The sequence below is a fragment of the Enterobacter cloacae complex sp. SHL021 genome (genome assembly GCF_049237765.1).
Lineage (GTDB): Bacteria > Pseudomonadota > Gammaproteobacteria > Enterobacterales > Enterobacteriaceae > Enterobacter > Enterobacter cloacae.
This window is the reverse complement of the sequence record NZ_JBMKJG010000007.1, coordinates 39,145-59,249: the sequence shown is the minus strand read 5'-3', so window position 1 is coordinate 59,249 and position 20,105 is coordinate 39,145. Positions and strand designations below refer to the sequence as shown.

At 58.3% G+C, this 20,105-nt stretch carries 23 protein-coding genes; 12 read left to right on the top strand and 11 right to left on the bottom strand.

Features of this window, described 5'->3' with window-relative positions; all coding sequences use genetic code 11:
* The first annotated feature begins 120 nt into the window (after positions 1 to 120).
* Together ACOTZF_RS08820 and ACOTZF_RS08815 are read left to right on the top strand one after the other, a co-directional pair.
* Positions 121 to 936 (top strand): winged helix-turn-helix domain-containing protein, encoded by an 816-nt coding sequence (locus ACOTZF_RS08820; RefSeq protein WP_129317696.1) that lies wholly within the window; start codon positions 121 to 123, stop codon positions 934 to 936.
* Positions 933 to 1,412, top strand: coding sequence for a membrane protein (locus tag ACOTZF_RS08815; RefSeq protein WP_023621089.1), 480 nt, complete (start codon positions 933 to 935; stop codon positions 1,410 to 1,412). Before ACOTZF_RS08820 ends, ACOTZF_RS08815 begins: the two co-directional genes overlap by 4 nt.
* Here ACOTZF_RS08815 and ACOTZF_RS08810 read toward each other — a convergent pair.
* Entirely contained in the window at positions 1,390 to 1,635 is a 246-nt protein-coding gene (locus ACOTZF_RS08810; protein ID WP_013098482.1) for a SymE family type I addiction module toxin, read from the bottom strand. The genes ACOTZF_RS08815 and ACOTZF_RS08810 overlap by 23 nt on opposite strands.
* 174 nt (positions 1,636 to 1,809) lie before the next feature.
* On the opposite strand from ACOTZF_RS08810, the gene ACOTZF_RS08805 reads away from it, so the two are divergent.
* Complete coding sequence (locus ACOTZF_RS08805) at positions 1,810 to 2,154, top strand: nitrous oxide-stimulated promoter family protein (protein WP_038420491.1); 345 nt, start codon at positions 1,810 to 1,812, stop codon at positions 2,152 to 2,154.
* 5 nt (positions 2,155 to 2,159) lie between these two features.
* Here the strand turns inward: ACOTZF_RS08805 and ACOTZF_RS08800 are convergent, their stop codons facing one another.
* The 10 genes from ACOTZF_RS08800 to hypA all read right to left on the bottom strand — a co-directional run bounded on the left by ACOTZF_RS08800 (position 2,160) and on the right by hypA (position 12,089).
* A complete protein-coding gene (locus ACOTZF_RS08800) occupies positions 2,160 to 3,380 on the bottom strand; it encodes an MDR family MFS transporter (protein WP_129253333.1) in 1,221 nt (406 codons plus the stop codon).
* Between the two features lie 14 nt (positions 3,381 to 3,394).
* Positions 3,395 to 4,156 (bottom strand): ABC transporter ATP-binding protein, encoded by a 762-nt coding sequence (locus tag ACOTZF_RS08795; protein WP_013098479.1) that lies wholly within the window; start codon positions 4,154 to 4,156, stop codon positions 3,395 to 3,397.
* Positions 4,156 to 5,193 (bottom strand): FecCD family ABC transporter permease, encoded by a 1,038-nt coding sequence (locus tag ACOTZF_RS08790; RefSeq protein WP_038420490.1) that lies wholly within the window; start codon positions 5,191 to 5,193, stop codon positions 4,156 to 4,158. The genes ACOTZF_RS08795 and ACOTZF_RS08790 overlap by 1 nt, the downstream gene beginning before the upstream one ends.
* Positions 5,193 to 6,191: an ABC transporter substrate-binding protein gene (locus ACOTZF_RS08785; RefSeq protein ID WP_013098477.1), complete on the bottom strand. Its 999-nt coding sequence runs from the start codon at positions 6,189 to 6,191 to the stop codon at positions 5,193 to 5,195. Before ACOTZF_RS08785 ends, ACOTZF_RS08790 begins: the two co-directional genes overlap by 1 nt.
* Positions 6,192 to 6,342: 151 nt before the next feature.
* Entirely contained in the window at positions 6,343 to 8,415 is a 2,073-nt protein-coding gene (gene flhA, locus ACOTZF_RS08780; RefSeq protein WP_029883188.1) for a formate hydrogenlyase transcriptional activator FlhA, read from the bottom strand.
* Positions 8,416 to 8,477: 62 nt separating this feature from the next.
* Positions 8,478 to 9,488 (bottom strand): hydrogenase expression/formation protein HypE, encoded by a 1,011-nt coding sequence (hypE, locus tag ACOTZF_RS08775; RefSeq protein ID WP_129253323.1) that lies wholly within the window; start codon positions 9,486 to 9,488, stop codon positions 8,478 to 8,480.
* Complete coding sequence (hypD, locus tag ACOTZF_RS08770; RefSeq protein ID WP_129253325.1) at positions 9,485 to 10,606, bottom strand: hydrogenase formation protein HypD; 1,122 nt, start codon at positions 10,604 to 10,606, stop codon at positions 9,485 to 9,487. The genes hypE and hypD overlap by 4 nt, the downstream gene beginning before the upstream one ends.
* A 2-nt stretch (positions 10,607 to 10,608) precedes the next feature.
* Positions 10,609 to 10,881 carry a HypC/HybG/HupF family hydrogenase formation chaperone gene (locus ACOTZF_RS08765; RefSeq protein ID WP_020689280.1) on the bottom strand — a complete coding sequence of 91 codons (273 nt, stop codon included), beginning with the start codon at positions 10,879 to 10,881 and terminating at the stop codon, positions 10,609 to 10,611.
* Complete coding sequence (gene hypB, locus ACOTZF_RS08760) at positions 10,872 to 11,735, bottom strand: hydrogenase nickel incorporation protein HypB (RefSeq protein WP_129253327.1); 864 nt, start codon at positions 11,733 to 11,735, stop codon at positions 10,872 to 10,874. The genes ACOTZF_RS08765 and hypB overlap by 10 nt, the downstream gene beginning before the upstream one ends.
* Before the next feature lie 3 nt (positions 11,736 to 11,738).
* Entirely contained in the window at positions 11,739 to 12,089 is a 351-nt protein-coding gene (gene hypA / locus ACOTZF_RS08755; protein ID WP_014833056.1) for a hydrogenase maturation nickel metallochaperone HypA, read from the bottom strand.
* A gap of 210 nt (positions 12,090 to 12,299) precedes the next feature.
* On the opposite strand from hypA, the gene hycA reads away from it, so the two are divergent.
* The 9 genes from hycA (at position 12,300) to hycI (ending at position 20,096) form a co-directional block, all read left to right on the top strand.
* Positions 12,300 to 12,764, top strand: coding sequence for a formate hydrogenlyase regulator HycA (gene hycA / locus ACOTZF_RS08750; RefSeq protein ID WP_013098469.1), 465 nt, complete (start codon positions 12,300 to 12,302; stop codon positions 12,762 to 12,764).
* A 70-nt stretch (positions 12,765 to 12,834) separates the two neighbouring features.
* Positions 12,835 to 13,443: a 4Fe-4S dicluster domain-containing protein gene (locus tag ACOTZF_RS08745; RefSeq protein ID WP_013098468.1), complete on the top strand. Its 609-nt coding sequence runs from the start codon at positions 12,835 to 12,837 to the stop codon at positions 13,441 to 13,443.
* Positions 13,440 to 15,254 (top strand): formate hydrogenlyase subunit 3, encoded by a 1,815-nt coding sequence (gene hycC, locus ACOTZF_RS08740; RefSeq protein ID WP_310825013.1) that lies wholly within the window; start codon positions 13,440 to 13,442, stop codon positions 15,252 to 15,254. The genes ACOTZF_RS08745 and hycC overlap by 4 nt, the downstream gene beginning before the upstream one ends.
* Before the next feature lies 1 nt (position 15,255).
* On the top strand, positions 15,256 to 16,179 hold the full coding sequence (locus ACOTZF_RS08735; protein ID WP_129253259.1) for a respiratory chain complex I subunit 1 family protein: 924 nt from the start codon (positions 15,256 to 15,258) through the stop codon (positions 16,177 to 16,179).
* 15 nt (positions 16,180 to 16,194) lie between these two features.
* The gene (gene hycE / locus ACOTZF_RS08730) at positions 16,195 to 17,904 is read left to right on the top strand and encodes a formate hydrogenlyase subunit HycE (RefSeq protein ID WP_029883192.1); all 1,710 of its coding nucleotides are present in this window, start codon (positions 16,195 to 16,197) and stop codon (positions 17,902 to 17,904) included.
* A 9-nt stretch (positions 17,905 to 17,913) separates the two neighbouring features.
* On the top strand, positions 17,914 to 18,456 hold the full coding sequence (locus tag ACOTZF_RS08725; protein WP_129318201.1) for a formate hydrogenlyase complex iron-sulfur subunit: 543 nt from the start codon (positions 17,914 to 17,916) through the stop codon (positions 18,454 to 18,456).
* Positions 18,456 to 19,223 (top strand): NADH-quinone oxidoreductase subunit B family protein, encoded by a 768-nt coding sequence (locus ACOTZF_RS08720; RefSeq protein WP_129253257.1) that lies wholly within the window; start codon positions 18,456 to 18,458, stop codon positions 19,221 to 19,223. Before ACOTZF_RS08725 ends, ACOTZF_RS08720 begins: the two co-directional genes overlap by 1 nt.
* The gene (locus ACOTZF_RS08715; RefSeq protein WP_014833049.1) at positions 19,220 to 19,630 is read left to right on the top strand and encodes a formate hydrogenlyase maturation HycH family protein; all 411 of its coding nucleotides are present in this window, start codon (positions 19,220 to 19,222) and stop codon (positions 19,628 to 19,630) included. The genes ACOTZF_RS08720 and ACOTZF_RS08715 overlap by 4 nt, the downstream gene beginning before the upstream one ends.
* Entirely contained in the window at positions 19,623 to 20,096 is a 474-nt protein-coding gene (gene hycI / locus ACOTZF_RS08710) for a hydrogenase maturation peptidase HycI (RefSeq protein ID WP_013098461.1), read from the top strand. The genes ACOTZF_RS08715 and hycI overlap by 8 nt, the downstream gene beginning before the upstream one ends.
* Positions 20,097 to 20,105: the final 9 nt, after the last annotated feature.

Sequence of the window (20,105 nt, the reverse complement as noted above, 5' to 3'; positions counted from 1 at the left end):
TTCGGTGTTACTGCTGAACAAACACCATAACTTACTGCTTTGACAAGGAATATTCGCAGAGTATACTTGCTAACTCTGGCAACAGTTTTCTGATTCTGTTTATTGCATAGTGAGTCTCATATGTTCTGGATAATTAACGATAATATTAAATTTTGTCCAGAGAAAAACTTTCTTGTCTCTATGACCCGACCGGAGTTGAGCGTCATTCTGACGACGCCAGCCAGTCGTTGCCTGGTTCTTCTGCTTGAGTCCGCCCCGGAAGTGGTTAATCAAAGGGATTTCTTCACTAAAGTTTGGGGTGAAGACGGAATGTTAGTTCCGGCCAATACCCTTTATCAGAATATCTCCATTATCCGGCGTGGGCTGCGCACGACGGGAGAGACTGACGACACGCTGGTTGCCACGGTACCCAGAAAAGGGTTCCAGATTAAAAAAGAAGTTAAGGTCAGCCGAATTGAAAACGACGTAACAGAATCAGAAAGCGCGATAGCAGAAGCCCAGCCTGTCAGCGGCTCGAAAGAGGTGATTGCGGAAACTGCTGCCGTTCAGGTGAAAGATAAGACCCCGCGTCATCACTATCGTCGCTATCTTCCACTGCTTTTTATGGCCCTCTCTTTTGGGCTGGGCTATTTTATTCTTCATCTGGCGGTCCATGACTATTCCAGAAAAGACTTTTTTAAAGACTACACCATAAGCAGTACGGAAAATGGCTGCCATTTTTTCTCACGAAACGATGATATTAAAAGCAGGGGTAACTTCACGCGTTATAAGCAAATTATCATGCGAACAGGGCTCGATTGTAAAAAATACCCCTGGGCCTACTTCTCTTCATCCAGCACGGCTCCGGCACTTTCTGTACTCATTTGCAGAAAACCGTATGAGCAAGAAGAAGATGCAGGATGCGTTACGCTTTATTTTAGGGGGTACAATCAGTGACTAAAAAGTCTACTGCCATCCTGTGTCTCGTCCTGTTTGCCGTTGGGGCGCTGACGTCCTGGCTTTATCATTATCACTTAGAAAAAAAACAAAATACGGAAGCCTGTTCAGTTTCTGTTGTTGTTTACCATGAAGATGCCCGCGCAAACCTGACGCTGGATTTTATGTACACCATGCAAAAGCAGACCGGGGTCATCGCGCTAAGCGGGACATATTTTAAAAATGAGAAGGCGATAGCCTCTATCCGCCGGGATGTGTCTTATATCTGGACCGAAAACAAAGACTCTTTCCAGTTTACCTCCGTGAAGATCCATGAGGTTAATGAAGACTCCCTGCCGGATAATGTACTCGGCGACGTATTGCCTGATTTCTTTATTTATCCGAACCATAAATTGAACTATACCATTCTGAAACAAGGGCCCAGAGGGTTTCTATTTACCGTCGGTAAGCGTCCTATTTTCTTCTGCTCTCGCTGAGATCTTCTTTCAGTAGTTCGATGACAATTTTCCCCTGTTCAACCCCCACCCTGACCTGAGAGTGGGTAGTAAACCCTGCCTGCTCCAGCCAGTCGCCTTTTAAGCTCAACGCCGCATGTACGCTGTAACGTCGCGGGATTTTGGTCTTCCGGTCTTCGTGACGCTTTCTGAAATAACCGACTTTTAAGTGGCGATAGTGTTTGGTCGTGGCGATCTCTTGCATATAGCCTCCGTAACGATGAGCGACGCGTGTTGTTAATGCCTGTATAAAATACCAGTAAAAAAGGGTGGGGGTGGGCTTAATAGTGGAAGGCGGCTTCAGAAAACGAAATGCAACGACTGAAAAGTGGCAGATAAAGGAGTATTATTAATGCATGTTTTTAGTCGGTGAGCCGCTATGTCTGGTAAACGTATTTCACGGGAAAAAAAGACGATCGCCAGAATGATCGCTCTGTATGAAAAACAGTGCCCGCAGGCTTCTCAGGAAGAGGGGCATTATCAGGCGCTGAATGCCTATGCAGATAAGCGTCTGGATAAGTGCGTCTTTGGTGAGGAAAAACCGGCCTGTAAACAGTGTCCGGTACACTGCTACCAGCCCGCCCGGCGTGAAGAGATGAAGCAGATTATGCGCTGGGCGGGGCCCCGCATGCTGTGGCGTCACCCCATTCTGACGGTACGCCATCTGCTTGACGATCGTCGCCCGGTACCGGAATTACCGGAAAAGTATCGCCCGAAAAAGTAACCGTCTCAGCGTGTGAAAGGGCGACAAATGATCTTCATGGCGATCGCGCTGCATAGCGGGAACAGGGCCAGCAGCAGCCAGGGGAACATCGCCTGCGGCGAAGGCACAAGCGCACGATCCAGCAGACTGCCAAACAGCAAATTCCCCAGCAGCACCGCAACACCGCCTGCGGTGGCGAGTGCGCCGTAGTGCGCGCCAAGTGTCGATTCCTCCGCAAAGCGTGGAACCAGATCTTTCGCCGAGGGCACCAGCAGCATTTGCCCAAGTGTTAATAGCGCCACAAAACATACCGACGGCAGCAAGCGCAGCCAGCCTTCCGGCGGCACCGTCGGGGCGAACACCGCCACGCTCGCAAAAGATGCCGAGAGCAGTAAAAAGCCCACCGGCAAAATTCTCACCGCGCCCACGCGTCGTGCAAAGCGGGCCAGCGGAAGCTGCAAGGTGATGATCAGCACAGAGGCCAGCATAAACAGGGGGCCGAGATCTTTCTCGTTACCACCGGCACGCTGGATCTCTACGGGCAGCGCCAGATAGAGCTGGTTGTAGCTCAACAGCCACGAGCTGTAGGCGATGATAAAGGCGACAAAGCGCGGCTGACGGAAGGTTGTCCACCAGGGAACAATATTGAGTGCCTGCTTGCTGTGTTGCGCAGCCGGAAGGCAGAAGTAGAGCACAATCAGCGCGACGACGAAGACCCCCGCCCCCGCCAGCGCCACCTGGCGAAACCCCAGCCCCGTGAGCAACGCCCCGACAACCGGGCCCAGCACCGCGCCGAGTTCACCGCAGACGGCAAACAGCGCAAACCACTCTGCACGGCTGCGTTGACCTTTAGTCTCGCTATGCGTACCCGCCCTGGCCAGCAGCGCTTCGATGGAGGGAGAGAACAACGCGCCGCCAATGCCGGTCAGACAGGCGCCAAGGATGATGGGCCAGAGCGCGTGTCCAAATGCCAGCAGCAGATAACCCGCAACGCGGATGACGCAGCCGCAGAGGATAATGATTTTGGCACCAAAGCGGTCTGAGAGCGCACCGCCGACGATGAACATCCCCTGCTGCGAAAAGGTACGCAGCCCCAGAATCAGCCCGATAAGGCCGCCGGAAAGCAGCATGTCGTCGCGCAAAAAGATCGCCAGGAAGGGGACGACCGCGTAAAAACCGATGTTAAACACAAACTGGCTGCCCAGTAAGACGGGCGGCCAGAGCGTTGTGGCAGGGCGCAGGGGCATCATGTTACGGGCGCTTAAACGATAAAGTGAATGTGCTTTTTGCCATGGAACGGCGAGATCTCGATTTTGGTTTTGACCCGAAAAACGTCCCAGAGCAACGCCTCAGAGAGGATCTCCTGCGGCGTTCCGGTGGCCACGATTTGCCCCTGCTGCATCACAATCAGCGAATCGCAGAACATCGATGCATGGTTGAGATCGTGAATAGCCACAATGCTGGTCACCGGCAGGTCGCTTATCAGGTGCATCAGCTGCATCTGATGGTGAATGTCCAGGTGGTTGGTCGGTTCATCCAGCAAAATTTCTGTAGGCGTCTGCGCCAGCGCCCTGGCGATATGCACGCGCTGGCGCTCCCCGCCGGAGAGGCTCAGCCAGCCCTGATCGCTTTTTTCCAGCATATCCACCCGCTGCAGGGCGGCGGTAACGGTCTCGTCATCCTGCTTGCTCCAGTTCGAGAACGGGGAGTGATGCGGGATGCGACCAAGTTTGACGACATCGCGAACGCGCATATTGGCATCGGTCATGCCGTGCTGTTCAACGAAGGCCACCCGGCGCGCAAGCTGCTTTTTGGCGATGCGGGAAATGTCCTGACCGTCCAGCGTCACACAGCCCGCATCCGGGCGGCGCAGGCCAGCCAGAATGCGCAGAAGCGATGATTTACCGCAACCATTAGGGCCAAGCAGTCCTACCGTTTCACCGCGCGCCACCTTGAGCGACACGTTATTGACGATGACCTTTTTGCCTACCTTCCAGGTAATATTTTCAGCGCAGATACTCATTACTTATTCCTTGAGCGGTAGATGATCACGGCAAAGAACGGCACGCCAACCAGGGCGGTTACCACCCCGACGGGCAGACTTTGCGGGGCAATCAGCATGCGCGAGGCGATATCTGCCAGCACCATCAGGATCGCCCCCGCCAGTGCGCTGGCAATCAGCAGGGTTCGATGCAGAGGACCGAACAAGAAACGCATGACGTGCGGAACCACCAGCCCGACAAAGCCGATTGAGCCCGCCATGCTGACGATGGTTGCGGTGATCAATGCGGTGGTGGTAAAGAGCGCCAGGCGCACCCAGGGGACGGCAATCCCCAGCGAGGCCGCGGCATCGTCACCAAAGGTAAAGGCATCCAGCGCCCGGGAATAGTAGAGGCAAATGGCTAACCCAATCAGCACCACAACCAGTGCCAGATGGAATTCAGGCCAGCGTACACCGCTAAAGCTGCCCAGCAGCCAGAACATCACATCACGCGCCTGCTGCGCGCTGGCAGAGGTGCTGATGGTATAGGCGGTGATGGCGTTGAAGAGCTGAGAGGCGGCTACGCCCGCCAGAATGGTGCGCTCGTTGCCGCCGCGCGCGCCGTTGGTCAGAAAGGCGACAAACGCAAAGGCGGCGAATGCGCCAGCAAACGCGCCCGCAGAGAGCGACACCGCGCCGGTCCCCATCCCCAGCACCACGACGGAAACCGCGCCGGTGGACGCCCCCGCAGAGACGCCGAGCACGTAAGGTTCAGCCAGCGCGTTTTTCAGCAGGCTCTGCAAAACCGCGCCGCAGATAGCCAGCCCCGCGCCGCAGCAGGCCGCCACCAGCGCGCGGCTCAGGCGGAAGTCCCAGATCACGCTCTCATAGATGCGGTTGAGCGGAACCGCGGTCAGCCCCAGCTTATTACCGATAGCATAAAAGACATTGGACAGCGGAATCGACAACTCTCCGACGCTTACACCTAGGGCGATCACCAGAAACAGCAGGACGATAGCCAGCAGGGCGGAAGTGGTCAGGAACAGGCCCTGTCGGGCCTGAAGTACGGCTGCCGTCATCAGTTCAGCCCCAGTTTTCTGAGCTGTTCGCCCACCTGTTCAGCGCCATAAATGGTACGGATTGTCGGGTTCATTGCCTGGCCGTCCATCACCACGATATGGCCTTTTTTGACGGCATCAAGCTGGCTGACGGCCGGATCGCTTTTCAGGAATTTGATTTTCTCTTCCGCGTTATCCAGCGCCCAGCGGTTACGGTCAAGGCTTGAGACCACAATCACGTCCGGGTTAGCGGCAATGATGCTTTCCCAGCCCACGGTTGGCCATTCGGCCTCGGCGGTGATGGCGTTATGGCCACCCAGTACGTCAGCGATAAAGCCTGAGGCGCTGTTTTTACCGCCCACGTAGGCATCTGCAGAAGGGGAGGCGCTTGAGAACCAGAACACAAAGGAGAGGTCTTTTTTGCTTTTGCCAAATTCTTTGCGCAGGTCTGCCTCACGTTTTTTGAAGCTGGCGATAACGGCCTGACCACGGTCTTCAACGTTGAAAATTTTGGCGAAATCTTCAATCTCTTTATAAAGGTATGTCATGTCCCACAGCTTCTGGCGGCTGCCGTACATATCGCCCGAGGCTTTTTTAGTGGCGCACATGCCCGGTGATAAATAGCTGTTCACGCCGACGGTAGCCAGATCCTCACGTTTTGCGACCTTACTTTCTGGCCCGAGCAGCAGCGGCAATTGTGCAGGAACAAAATCGGGGTTTTGCGCAAGGATAGATTCCAGCGTAGGAATTTCGACGGTGAGCGTTTTGATTTTGGCATTCTGTTCCGCCAGCTGCGGCAGCACTTTGGTCGGCCAGAAGGCGCTGGCCTTCACCTTATCTTCCAGGCCCAGCAGAAGCAAAATCTCAACGGTATTTTGACCAAGGGCCACGACGCGTTCCGGCGCTTTGGTGAAGGTCTCTTTATAACCGCAGTTTTCAATGGTCAGAGGATAAGTGGTTGCCAGAGCAGAACTGACCGACGCAACCGCCAGGCCTAACGCGCAGATGACCTTCTTCATTAAACGCTACCCTTCATTAAAGTTATTTTTGATGCAAATGAAACTCATTATTAAGGCGGAATTTTATACAGAGGAAAATATTGTGTGTCAATGAGGGACAATAACGCAGGGTGACAAAAGGCGGTGCCAGAAAGCACCGCCGGAATGCGCCTTAAATCAGGCTCTCTTTATCTATTCCAAGGCGCTTCATGCGCGACAGCAGGGTGGTGCGTTTTAACCCCAGACGCTGGGCTGCCCCTTTCGGCCCGGCCACTACGCCGTTGGTCTCTTTCAGCACGCGGACGATCAATTGATATTCATCTTCCCCGTCCTGGGCCACGTCGGTCGCGGCCGCGGGAGAGTCCGGCAGAGAAACCTCCGGCAGGGAGAGTTGCAGCACATTACCACGCGTCAGCAGCACCGCACGCTCAATGACGTTTTCCAGCTCGCGCACGTTGCCGGGCCACTCCATCGAGGAAAGGGTGCGTAACGTCTCGGCGGGAATGCTGTCGATGTTGCGTCCCATCCGGCGGGCAATTTTGGCGGTAAACGCTTTGACCAGCAGCGGGATATCTTCCGGGCGCTCGCGCAGGGGCGGCAGGCAAATCGGGAACACGTTCAGGCGATAGTAGAGGTCGCTGCGAAACTCGCGGTCGGCGACCATTTTTTTCAGATCGCGGTTGGTGGCGGCAATCAGCCGCACGTCGGTCTGAATCAGCTTATTGCTGCCAAGACGTTCGAACTCCTGTTCCTGCAGCACACGCAGCAGTTTAGGCTGTAGCTCCAGCGGCATATCGCCTACTTCGTCGAGGAACAGCGAGCTTTTATCCGCCAGTTCGAAACGGCCCAGGCGCTGGCTGCTGGCACCGGTAAACGCGCCGCGCTCATGGCCAAAGAGATCGCTTTCCAGCAGACCCGCAGGCATGGCGGCACAGTTCATTTTCACCATCCGGCGGCTGTTGCGGTTGCTGAGATTGTGGATCGCGCGGGCAATCAGCTCCTTACCCGTACCGGTTTCGCCCAGGATCAGCACTGTACTGTCGCTTTGCGCGACCATTTCGACCTGTTTGAGCACGCTGTACATGGCATCGCTGCGTCCGATGATTTCGCCAAACTCGCTGTCGACATTGTTAAGCTGTTCCGTCAGCGCCAGGTTTTCATCCACCAGCCGTTCTTTCAGACGGTGGATCTCCTGATACGCCAGCGCGTTATCCAGCGCGATGGAGATACGCTCGGCAATCTGACGCAGCAGCTTCAGGTTGGCGGTGGTGAACACCCCTTCCTCACACTGCGCCAGCTTCAGAACGCCCAGCATGGTGTTACCGGACATCAACGGCAGCAGGCACAGGGTCTGGATTTTGTTGCCCCAGATGTTAAACAGCATTCGCTCGTAAGGCGCCATCACATCCTGCTCGCTGAGATTGAGCAGCAGGATCTCCTTACTTTTAAACACCCGTTCAGAAAGGGTTCCCGCTTCATCCACCTCGCTCTGCTCATGGGCCGGGTTCGCTTCGTCGAGATAGTGCGTGGAGTAGATGTTGAGCTTGCCCTTGCGATGGCCGCGCAAGGCAATGCTGATGGCGTCAATTTTGAAGTAGTGATGGATCTCCTTCGACACTTCGCTGACCAGCTCATCCATGTCGAGACGGGAGAGCACGGCGTTGGTGATTGCCACCAGAATGCGGAAGTTGTCACGCTCACGGCTCAGCAGGTCGTAATCCACATTATTGCTGACGCGGCTTTGGATCTGCTCGGCGACGACGGCCACTATCTGGGTAAAGGTGTGCAGACGCTCATATTCCGCCTCGCTCCATGGCTGGTCGGTATTACGGATAAACTCGCAGCCACCAAAAATGTGGCCTTCCACCGCCAGCGGCAGCAGGCTGTAATGACCAAACGGCTGATATAAGGCGCTCCGGGCCAGCATCGGCCACGCCTGACGGAACTCCTCAAAATTGCAGTGCAGCGCTTCCGGCCGGGAAAGAATACGGCGTATCGGCCCGTGAGCGAGATACGTTTCGTCTTCGTATTCAAACGCTTTTCCGTTTTCTCGTGTGGAGAAGTAGCTCGCACGATGGCTCCCGCTATGCCAGAGCACAATGGCGGCGCTGTCTGCCAGTGCAGATTGCCTGACCAGGCGCGTCAGGGCATCGCTCAGCGCACCCAGGTCGGGCTGCTGTAAAAGTGTTCGCGTAATGTCGAACAGACCCTGCTGTCCGAGATCGCTCATCGGTGTATACGGCATAGTGCTTTCCAGTAGAAACGGGCAAAAAAATAAATTCCGTGCTGACCGTTTTTCGCGCGGTTCTAGCAAATGCGGGGTAACGGTTCCGCGTGCGGCAGATCCAGCGTGCGCTTCACGCCATACAGTCCGGCCAGGCGCACCCCTTTGCGCTCAACCACCTCACCAATTATCGCGGCCTCTTTTCCTGACGGATGCGCCCGCAACTGTTCAAGTACGGCTTCGGCCGCGGCGCGCTCAACGCCTATCACCAGCTTGCCTTCATTAGCAAAATTGAGCGGATCCAGTCCCAGCAGCTCGCACAGTCCGCGAACCGCAGACTTAACGGGCAGACTGCGCTCAGTAAGTTCAATACCGCAGCCGCAGCAGGCCGCGAACTCATGCACCACGGCATTGACGCCGCCACGGGTGGCATCCCGCAGGGCTTTCACGCCGGGGATCGCCCGCAGCGTCTGGATAAGCGGGGTGAGCACCGCGCAGTCGCTGCGCAGTTCCCCGTCCAGCCCCAGCCCTTCGCGCAGGTTAAGGATGGTCGCCCCGTGACAGCCCAGCGTGCCGCTGACCAGCAGCACGTCGCCCACGGCCAGTTGCTGCGCGCCCCAGTGAATATCGGCAGGGATCGCCCCCATCCCGGCGGTGTTGATAAAGAGCTTATCCGCCGCGCCGCGCTGCACCACCTTGGTATCGCCGGTGACGATAGCAATCCCTGCCTCTCGCGCGGTGTGCGCCATGCTGCTGACCACCGCCGCGAGCGTCTCCATCGGCAAACCTTCTTCAAGGATAAATCCGCAGGAGAGGTAGCGCGGAATGGCACCACTGACGGCGACATCGTTCGCGGTACCGCAGACGGCCAGCTTGCCGATATCGCCGCCGGGGAAGAACAGCGGGTCAATCACATAGCTGTCGGTGGAGAAGGCCAGCCTGTCGCCCTGGGCGGTGAGGGAAGCGAGGTCAATGCGGGCCTGGTCTTCCTGCTCGGCGAGCCAGGGGTTATCAAAGGCCTCCATAAACAGCCGGTTTATCAGCTGCTGCATCGCCAGACCGCCGCTGCCGTGTGCCATTTCAACCGTGTTCATGCTTCACTCTCCTGGTTGCGGTACTGATACCACGCGGCACATGCCCCTTCGGAAGAGACCATCAGCGCGCCAAATGCCGTTTGCGGGTTACAGGTGTTGCCAAATAACGGGCAGTGGTGGGGTTTACATCTTCCGGTAAGGACCTCGCCGCAGCGGGCCTGGGGATCGTCGCAAACCTGTTGTGGCTGTGGGCGGAAATGCGTTTCTGCATCAAACGACCGGTAGGCTGGGGTCAGGCGCACGCCGGATTCAGCAATCAACCCCAGCCCGCGCCACTCGCTGTCGCCCTCAACGCTAAATACGTCAGCTATCGCCTGCTGCGCCCGTTCATTTCCGGCATCCGGCACCACGCGGCGGTACTGATTTTCCACCGCGCTCAGGGCTGCTATTTTCTGCTCAACCAGCATGGTGACGCCTTGCAGTAGATCAAGAGGTTCGAAACCAGCGACGACTAACGGGCGATGGTAATCGTCAGCGATAAAGCCGTAGGCCCGGGTACCGATCACCATGCTGACATGGCCCGGTGCCAGGAACGCGTCAATGCCGTTGTCCGGGGCGTCCAGCAGGCTGCGCAGCGTCGGAATAAGCGTAATGTGCTGACAAAAAAAGAAAAAATTGGTGACGTTGCTGCGTTTTGCCTGCTGCAGCGTGATCGCCGTAGCGGGCATGGTGGTCTCAAAACCCAGCCCGAAAAATACCACCTTTCGGCCAGGGTTATCGGTTGCAAGCTTCAGGGCATCCATCGGCGAGTACACGATGCGCACATCCGCGCCGCACGCTTTGGCCTGCAGCAGCGAGCCCTTTTTCCCCGGCACGCGCATCGCGTCGCCAAAGGTACAGAAAATGACGTCAGGCTGGCTGGCGATCTCGATACAGCTGTCGATGCGCCCCATGGGCAGCACGCAAACCGGGCAGCCCGGGCCGTGGATAAACTCTATGTTGTCCGGCAGCAGCTGATCGAGGCCAAATTTGAAAATGGCATGGGTGTGCCCGCCGCAGACTTCCATGATCCGCAGCGGCTTTTCCGCCGTGTGTTTCAGCAGGGCGGCCCGCGTTTTCAGATGACCGATAAGCTGCATCACCTGCTCAGGTGCGCGGTATTCATCAACGTAACGCATAATTACCGTTCCTCGCCGTACAGCAGCGCGCCGACGTCCGGCTCCACATCGAACATGTTCTGCAGGGCATCCAGCGTGTCGCGCGCTTCCGCTTCATTAATCACGCTCATGGCAAACCCCACGTGTACCAGCACCCACTGACCAAGGCGCGAGACGCCCGTCTCATCGGTGCTGCCCACCAGCGTTAAATCGACGTCACGCAATATGCCGCAGACCTCCACTTTGGCCTGGTTTCCGTCAATGGAATGGATTTGTCCGGGGACGCCTATGCACATCGTTCACTCTCCAGCCAGTTTAGCCAGTGCGCCATGCCGTCGCCGCGTGTGGCGGAGACCAGCAGGATCGCAATGTCCGGGTTCACTTCACGGGCATAAGCCAGGCATTTATCCACGTCGAAATTCAGGTACGGCAGCAGGTCGACTTTGTTTAGCAGCATCAGCGACGCGGCGGCAAACATATGCGGATATTTGAGCGGCTTGTCTTCTCCTTCGGTCACCGAGAGGACCGCCACTTTATGCCGCTCCCCGAGATCGAAGCTGGCCGGGCAGACCAGATTGCCGACGTTTTCGATAAACAGAATGCCGTTATCCGCCAGCGGCAGACGCGGTGTGGCATCGGCAATCATCTGCGCATCCAGATGGCAGCCTTTACCGGTATTGACCTGAATCGCCGGGGTGCCGGTTTCACGAATACGGGCGGCATCGTTGACCGTTTGCTGATCGCCTTCTATCACCGCGCAGGAGACGCGTTCGTTCAGGCGTTTGAGCGTTTCCGTCAGCAGCGTGGTTTTGCCGGAGCCGGGGCTGGAGACGAGGTTGAGCACCAGTTGTTGACGTGCGGCAAACCGGGCGCGGTTGCGGGCGGCGATCTGGTTGTTTTTATCGAGTACGTTGATTTCCACGTTCAGCATCTGGCGCTGGCTCATGCCCGGCGCATGGGTACCCGCCTCGCCGTGGCCGTAATGAAGATCGCCCATATCGGAGCGTTGAGGCGCAAAGCGAATGCCGGTGAGTACCGCTGCCGGACGCGGTGCGGGGGTAAAAGGGGCGGTGCGAAACGCGGAGTGAGGACGGTGTTCATCCCCTTCGATATACAGGTTGCCTTCGGCGCAACCGCAGGTACTACACATACTTTACTCCTTCTCGATTTCAAGGCGTTGGATCTGCATCCCGTCATCCGCCACGATGCGAAGGCCGGTGTGCTGACACTGTGGGCAGCGCTGGACCTTCGACGACAGCAGGGTGACATACTGCTGACACTGCTCGCACCAGCACTCCGCCTGCTGCTCTTCAATATGAAGTTCGCAGCCTTCCGCCAGCGTGCCGCGGCACACCAGCTCAAAACAGAAGGTGAGGGCGCTGGTTTCGACGCAGGAAAAGGCCCCGACCTTCAGCCAGACGCCGGTCACGCGCGTCGCGTGGTTTTGCGCTGCCTGCTGTTCGATGAGTTCCAGTGCCCGCTGGCAGAGGGTGATTTCGTGCATGACGCCTCCTTAATGAATTGCCCCGTTAATGCAATAACAATGCCAGCCTGGTTTTGGTTAGGGGGTGACGATGTCAACGCTGTCGAAATGACACGTCGACACCCTCTTGTTGACAGCCTGTTTTGAATTAAATCCATTAAATATCAAAACATTAAAAACTGGCATGGAATCTGCTTAACAGCCGCTATCTCCATTAACCGGATACCTTCTATGACTATTTGGGAAATTAGCGAAAAAGCGGATTACATCGCGCAGCGTCACCAGCAGTTACAGGACCAGTGGCACCTTTACTGCAACTCACTGGTCCAGGGGATCACCCTCTCCAAAGCCCGTCTTCACCACGCCATGAGCTGTGCGGCGCAGGGGGATATGCGCTTTGTTTTGTTCGGCCATTTCACGATTTACGTCACCCTGGCCGACACCTTCAACAGCCACACCATTGAGTACTACGTCGAGACAAAAGAGGGTGAAAAACAGTGTATTGCGAAGGCGCAACTGATGGCCGACGGCATGGTTGACGGTCACGTCAGCAACCGCGATCGCCAGCAGGTGCTGGAGCACTATCTGGAAAAAATCGCGCCGGTTTATAACGGTCTGTACACCGCCGTTGAACACGATCTCCCGGTCAACCTGAAGCAGCTGATGGATGAACACGCCTCAGCGGACGTGGCCTGATCATCACGTGTCGAAAAGTGTCGACATGACAGTTTTTCGTCAAAAATGACTATCACCAGAGGATGACCCGGTGAACCGTTTTGTAATTGCTGACTCGACGGTCTGTATTGGCTGTCGAACCTGTGAGGCGGCCTGTTCGGAAACGCACCGCCTGCACGGGCTCCAGTCCATGCCGCGCCTGCGCGTCATGCGTAATGAAAAAGAGTCTGCCCCGCAGCTCTGCCACCACTGTGAAGATGCGCCGTGCGCAGGTGTCTGCCCGGTGAATGCCATCACCCGCGTTGACGGCGCGGTACAGCTGAACGAAAGCCTGTGCGTGAGCTGCAAGCTGTGCGGCATAGCCTGCCCGTTCGGTGCGATTGAATTTTCCGGCAGCCGTCCGCTGCATATTCCGGCGAATGCCAATACTCCAAAAGCGCCACCTGCTCCCCCGGCTCCGGCACGTGTCAGTACGCTGCTTGACTGGGTGCCCGGCGTGCGTGCGGTGGCGGTGAAGTGCGACCTGTGCAGCTTTGATGAGCAGGGCCCGGCCTGCGTGCGCACCTGCCCGACCAAAGCGCTGATTCTGGTCAACATTCGCGATATTGCCCGCACCAGCAAACGCAAGCGCGAGCTGACCATTAATACCGACGTCGGCGATCTTTCTCTGCTTCAGGCGCTTAACGAGGGGGCGAAATGAACGCGATATTCATGATTAACAGCGCCGTGGCGTACTTTGCCGCCGCTGCTGTGCTGGCGTGGCTCCTGTCATTCCATAAAACCCTGAGCGGCTGGATCGCCGGTATCGGCGGGGCGGTGGGCAGCCTGATGACGCTGGCAGCAGGTACGGCAGTGTTACTCAGCGGCCAGACCGCCGAAGCAATGATTCCGATCGTCCGTCATACCGTTCAGCTCACGCCGCTGAACGCCATCTGGCTGGTGACTTTTGGCCTGTGCGGGGTGTTTATCAGCCTGTTCAATATTGACTGGCACCGCCATCAGCACACCCGCGCGAATGGTCTGCTGGTTAACCTGCTGCTGGCGTCGGCGGTCTGCACCGTCATTGCCAGCAACCTCGGCGCGCTGGTGGTGATGGCGGAGATCATGGCGCTCTGCGGCGTATTCCTGACGGGATGTAGCGCCTCCGGCAAGCTGTGGTTTGCGCTCGGTCGCCTCGGCACGCTGCTGCTGGCGCTGGCCTGCTGGCTGGTGTGGCAACGTTTCGACACGCTCGACTTCGCAGCGCTTAACGGTCAGCCGCTGGGAAATGACGTCTGGCTGCTGGGCGTGGTGGGCTTTGGCCTGCTGGCCGGGATCATCCCTCTGCACGGCTGGGTGCCGCAGGCGCACGCGAATGCCTCTGCACCCGCCGCCGCGTTGTTTTCCACCGTGGTGATGAAAGTCGGTCTGTTCGGCATTCTGACGATCACCCTGACCGGCGGCCAGCCGCCGCTGTGGTGGGGTGTCGCGCTGCTTATCGCAGGTATGGTTACCGCCTTTGTCGGCGGGCTGTATGCGCTGATGGAGCACAACATTCAGCGTCTGCTGGCGTACCACACCCTGGAAAATATCGGCATTATCCTGCTCGGCATCGGCGCAGGCGTGACCGGCCTGGCACTTAATCAACCGGCGCTGATTGCCACCGGGTTTATCGGGGGGCTGTATCACCTCGTTAACCACAGCCTGTTTAAAAGCACCCTGTTCCTGGGCGCGGGCAGCGTCTGGTTCCGTACCGGTCATCGGGATATCGAAAAACTCGGCGGCATTGGCAAAAAGATGCCGGTGATTTCTCTCGCCATGCTGGTCGGGCTGATGGCGATGGCCGCGTTGCCGCCGCTGAACGGCTTTGCGGGCGAGTGGGTGATCTACCAGGCCTTCTTCGCGCTCGGTCAGAGCGACGCCTTTATCGCCCGACTGCTCGGCCCGCTGCTGGCGGTTGGGCTGGCGATAACCGGGGCGCTGGCGGTGATGTGTATGGCAAAAGTCTACGGCGTCACCTTCCTCGGCGCACCGCGCACGCGGGAAGCGGAAAACGCCTGCTGCGCCCCGGTACTGATGTGTGCCAGCGTGGTCGCGCTGGCGCTGTGCTGCATTGCGGGCGGGGTTGCCGCGCCTTGGCTGCTGCCGCTGCTGGGCCACGCCATTCCGCTGCCGCTGGCGACGGCGCATACCGGCGTCTCCCAGCCGATGATGGCGCTGCTGCTGGTTGCCGCACCGCTGCTGCCGTTTGTCCTGATGCTGTTCTTCAGGCGCGACCGACTCCCCTCCCGCTCGCGCGGCGCGGCCTGGGCCTGCGGCTACGAACACGAACAATCGATGGTCATCACCGCCCACGGTTTTGCCATGCCGGTGAAAGAGAACTTCGCTGCCGTGCTGAAGCTGCGCCACTGGCTGAACCCGGTGGGATGGATGCCGGGCTGGCAGAGCGCCGCTGTACCTGCGCTGTTCCGCCGTCTGGCGCTGATCGAGCTGGCGGTGCTGGTGGTCATTGTGATTTCACGAGGAGCCTGACATGAGTCTGTTACTGGCAATACTTCAGGCGCTGGTGCTGTTCGCCGTTGCGCCACTGCTGTCGGGCATCACGCGCGTGGCGCGCGCCCGGATGCACAACCGTCGCGGGCCTGGCTTGCTCCAGGAGTACCGCGATCTCTTCAAGCTGCTCTCCCGCCAGAGCGTGGCGCCGGATGCCGCAGGCTGGGTCTTCCGCCTGACGCCGTTCGTGATGGTCGGCGTGATGCTGACCATCGCCACCGCGCTGCCGGTGGTGACGGTGGGCTCGCCGCTGCCTGCACTTGGGGATCTGATTACGCTGATTTACCTCTTCGCCATTGCCCGCTTCTTCTTTGCTATTGCGGGCCTGGATACCGGCAGCCCGTTTACCGGTATCGGCGCCAGCCGCGAGGCGATGCTGGGCGTGCTGGTCGAACCGATCCTGCTGCTGGGGCTGTGGGTGGCCGCGCAGGTCGCGGGTTCCACCCATATCAGCTTTATCACCCACACCGTTTACCACTGGCCGGTGTCACGTACCCTCCCGCTGGTGCTGGCCCTTTGCGCCTGCGCGTTCGCCACCTTTATTGAGATGGGCAAATTGCCGTTTGACCTCGCAGAAGCCGAACAGGAGTTGCAGGAAGGGCCGCTCACCGAATACAGCGGCTACGGCTTTGCGGTGCTTAAGTGGGGCATCAGCCTTAAGCAGCTGGTGGTCCTGCAGATGTTTGTTGGCGTCTTCTTCCCGTGGGGGCAGATGACGCACTTCTCCGCTGGGGGGCTGGTATTGGCCGTGGTGGTTGCCGCGCTCAAGCTGCTGGTCGGCGTACTGGTGATTGCCCTGTTTGAAAACAGCATGGCGCGTCTGCGCTTTGTCGCGACCTCGCGCATCACCTGGGCCGGTTTTGGTTTTGCATTTTTAGCGTTCGTCTCCTTGCTGGTGGCGTGATTAAAGAGAGTATTTATGTCTGAAGAAAAGAAAGGTCAGCAGTATCTCGCCGCGTTGCATCAGGCTTTTCCGGGTGTTGTGCTGGATGAAGGATGGCAGACCAAAGACCAGGTAACCGTCACCATTAAGGTGAACTATCTGCCGGAAGTGGTGGAATTTCTTTACTACCAGCAGGGTGGCTGGCTGTCGGTGCTGTTCGGCAATGACGAGCGTCAGCTGTGCGGCAATTACGCGGTGTACTACGTGATGTCGATGGAGCAGGGCGAGAAGTGCTGGCTTACCGTACGCGTGGAAGTCGACCCGAACAAGCCGGAGTACCCGTCCGTCACGCCCCGCGTGCCTGCCGCCGTCTGGGGCGAGCGCGAAGTGCGTGACATGTATGGCCTGGTGCCGGTGGGGCTGCCGGATGAACGCCGCCTGGTGCTGCCGGACGACTGGCCGGACGAACTGTATCCGCTGCGCAAGGACAGCATGGATTACCGCCAGCGTCCGGCCCCAACCACCGACAGCGAAACCTACGAGTTCATTAACGAACTCGGCAACAAAAAGAACAACGTGGTGCCGATTGGCCCGCTGCACGTCACCTCTGATGAACCTGGCCACTTCCGCCTGTTTGTTGATGGCGAAAACATTATCGACGCCGACTACCGCCTGTTCTACGTCCATCGCGGCATGGAGAAGCTGGCGGAAACCCGGATGGGCTATAACGAGGTGACATTCCTCTCGGACCGCGTGTGCGGCATCTGTGGCTTCGCCCACAGCACCGCCTATACCACCTCGGTGGAGAACGGCATGGGGATCGTGGTGCCGGAGCGCGCGCAGATGATCCGCGCCATTTTGCTGGAAGTGGAACGTCTGCACTCGCACCTGCTGAATCTCGGTCTGGCCTGTCACTTTGTCGGTTTCGACTCCGGGTTTATGCAGTTCTTCCGCGTGCGCGAGGCGTCGATGAAGATGGCGGAGATCCTCACCGGGGCGCGTAAAACCTACGGTCTGAACCTGATCGGTGGGATCCGCCGTGACCTGCTTAAAAACGACATGATCCAGACCCGACAGCTGGCACAGCAGATGCGTCGCGACGTGCAGGAGCTGGTGGATATGCTGCTCAGCACGCCCAACATCGAGCAGCGTACCGTGGGGATCGGCCGTCTTGATCCGGAGATCGCCCGCGACTTCAGCAACGTTGGCCCGATGGTGCGCGCCAGCGGCCACGCCCGCGACACCCGCGCCGATCACCCGTTTGTCGGTTACGGCCTGCTGCCAATGACCGTACACAGCGAACAGGGCTGCGACGTCATCTCCCGCCTGAAGGTGCGTATCAACGAGGTCTTCACCGCGCTGAATATGATCGACTTTGGGCTCGATAACCTGCCGGGCGGCCCGCTGATGGTGGAGGGCTTCACCTACATCCCGAACCGCTTTGCCCTCGGCTTTGCCGAAGCGCCGCGCGGGGACGACATCCACTGGAGCATGACCGGCGATAACCAGAAGCTTTACCGCTGGCGCTGCCGTGCGGCCACCTACGCCAACTGGCCAACCCTGCGCTATATGCTGCGCGGCAATACGGTCTCCGACGCGCCGCTGATCATCGGCAGCCTCGACCCGTGCTACTCCTGCACCGACCGCATGACCGTGGTGGACGTGCGCAAGAAGAAAAGCCAGGTGGTGCCGTACAAAGAGCTTGAGCGCTACAGCATCGAGCGTAAGAACTCGCCGCTGAAATAAGGACTCGTCATGTTTACCTTTATCAAAAAAGTGATCAAAACCGGCACGCCCACCAGCCGCTACCCGCTGGAGCCGATGCCGGTGGATAAAAACTTTCGCGGCAAGCCGGAGCACAACCCGCAGCAGTGCATCGGCTGTGCGGCCTGCGTCAACGCCTGTCCGTCGAATGCCCTGACGGTGGAAACGGATCTGAAAACCGGCCAACTGGCCTGGCAGTTTAACCTCGGACGCTGCATCTTCTGCGGCCGCTGCGAAGAGGTTTGCCCGACGGTCGCCATTCGTCTGTCTCAGGAGTACGAGCTGGCGGTGTGGAAGAAAGAAGACTTTTTGCAGCAGTCGCGTTTTGCCCTGTGTAACTGCCGCGTCTGCAAACGTCCGTTCGCCGTACAAAAAGAGATCGACTACGCCATCGCGCTGCTGAAGCACAACGGCGACGCCCGCGCGGAGCATCATCGCGAAAGCTTTGAAACCTGCCCGGAATGCAAACGGCAGAAATGCCTGCTGCCGTCCGACCGCATCGATATCACCCGTCATATGAGAGAGACCAGCTGATGGAAAACTTACTCGGTCCGCGCGACGAGCGGGGCATTCCGGTGCCAATGACGGTGGAGGAGTCCATCGCCAGCATGAAGGCGTCGCTGTTGAAAAAAATCAAACGCTCGGCCTACGTTTACCGCGTGGACTGCGGCGGCTGCAACGGCTGCGAGATTGAGATCTTCGCCACGCTGTCACCGCTGTTTGACGCCGAACGCTTCGGCATCAAAGTGGTGCCGTCTCCGCGTCATGCCGACATTCTGCTGTTCACCGGGGCCGTCACCCGCGCCATGCGCTCGCCCGTGCTGCGCGCCTGGCAGTCTGCGCCCGATCCGAAAATCTGTATCTCCTATGGGGCGTGCGGTAACAGCGGCGGCATCTTCCATGACCTCTACTGCGTGTGGGGCGGCACCGACAAAATCGTGCCGGTGGACGTCTACATTCCGGGCTGTCCGCCGACGCCTGCCGCCACGCTGTACGGCTTTGCCATGGCGCTCGGCCTGCTGGAGCAGAAAATCCATGCCCGTGAACCGGGTGAACCCGACAATCAGCCTGCGATGATCCTGCACCCGGACATGGTGCAGCCGCTGCGGGTGAAGGTCGACCGCACGGCGCGCAGGCTGGCGGGCTATCGCTATGGCCGCCAGATTGCCGACGATTACCTGCGCTTGCTGAGCCAGGGCGAGCACCAGGTGGCGCGCTGGCTGGAGGCGGAAAACGACCCGCGTCTCAATGAGATTGTGGCGAACCTGAACAGCATTGTGGATGAGGCGCGTATCCGATGAGTGAGACGGTGGTGTTCAGTCAGCTGAGCCGTAAATTTATTGATGAGAACGATGCCACGCCGGACGCGGCGCAGCAGGTGGTCTATTACAGCCTGGCGATTGGGCATCACCTCGGGGTGATCGACTGCCTGGAGGCGGCGCTGAGCTGCCCGTGGTCCGACTATCTGGCGTGGATCGCCACGCTGGAAGAGGGCAGTACGGCGCGGCGCAAAATGGAAGGGGTACCGAAGTACGGTGAGATCGTTATCGACGCCAACCATATTGCGATGCTGGCGAACGCGTTTGACGCGGCGCTGAAACGGCAAACCCCCGAACAGCAGGCGTGGAGCAAAACGCTGCTCAGCATGCTGCATGATATTCATCAGGAAAGTGCCATCTACCTGATGGTGAGGAGATTACGTGACTGACGTTTTACTGTGTGTCGGCAACAGCATGATGGGCGACGACGGCGCAGGCCCGCTGCTGGCAGAGATGTGTGCCGCGAACCCGCAGGGCAACTGGGTGGTGATTGACGGCGGCAGCGCGCCGGAAAACGACGTGGTGGCCATCCGCGAGCTGCACCCTGATCGGCTGTTGATTGTCGATGCTACGGATATGGGGCTGAACCCGGGGGACATCCGCCTGATCGACCCGGACGACATTGCCGACATGTTCATGATGACCACGCATAATATGCCGCTTAACTATCTGGTGGATCAGATCAAAGAGGACGTGGGCGAGGTGCTGTTTCTGGGCATTCAGCCGGACATCGTCGGATTTTATTACCCGATGACACCGCCGGTGAAAGCCGCAGTGGAAGTGGTCTATTCACGGCTTGCGGGGTGGGTTGGAAAGGGTGGGTTCCAGCCCCTCACCCTAACCCTCTCCCCATAGGGGACAAAA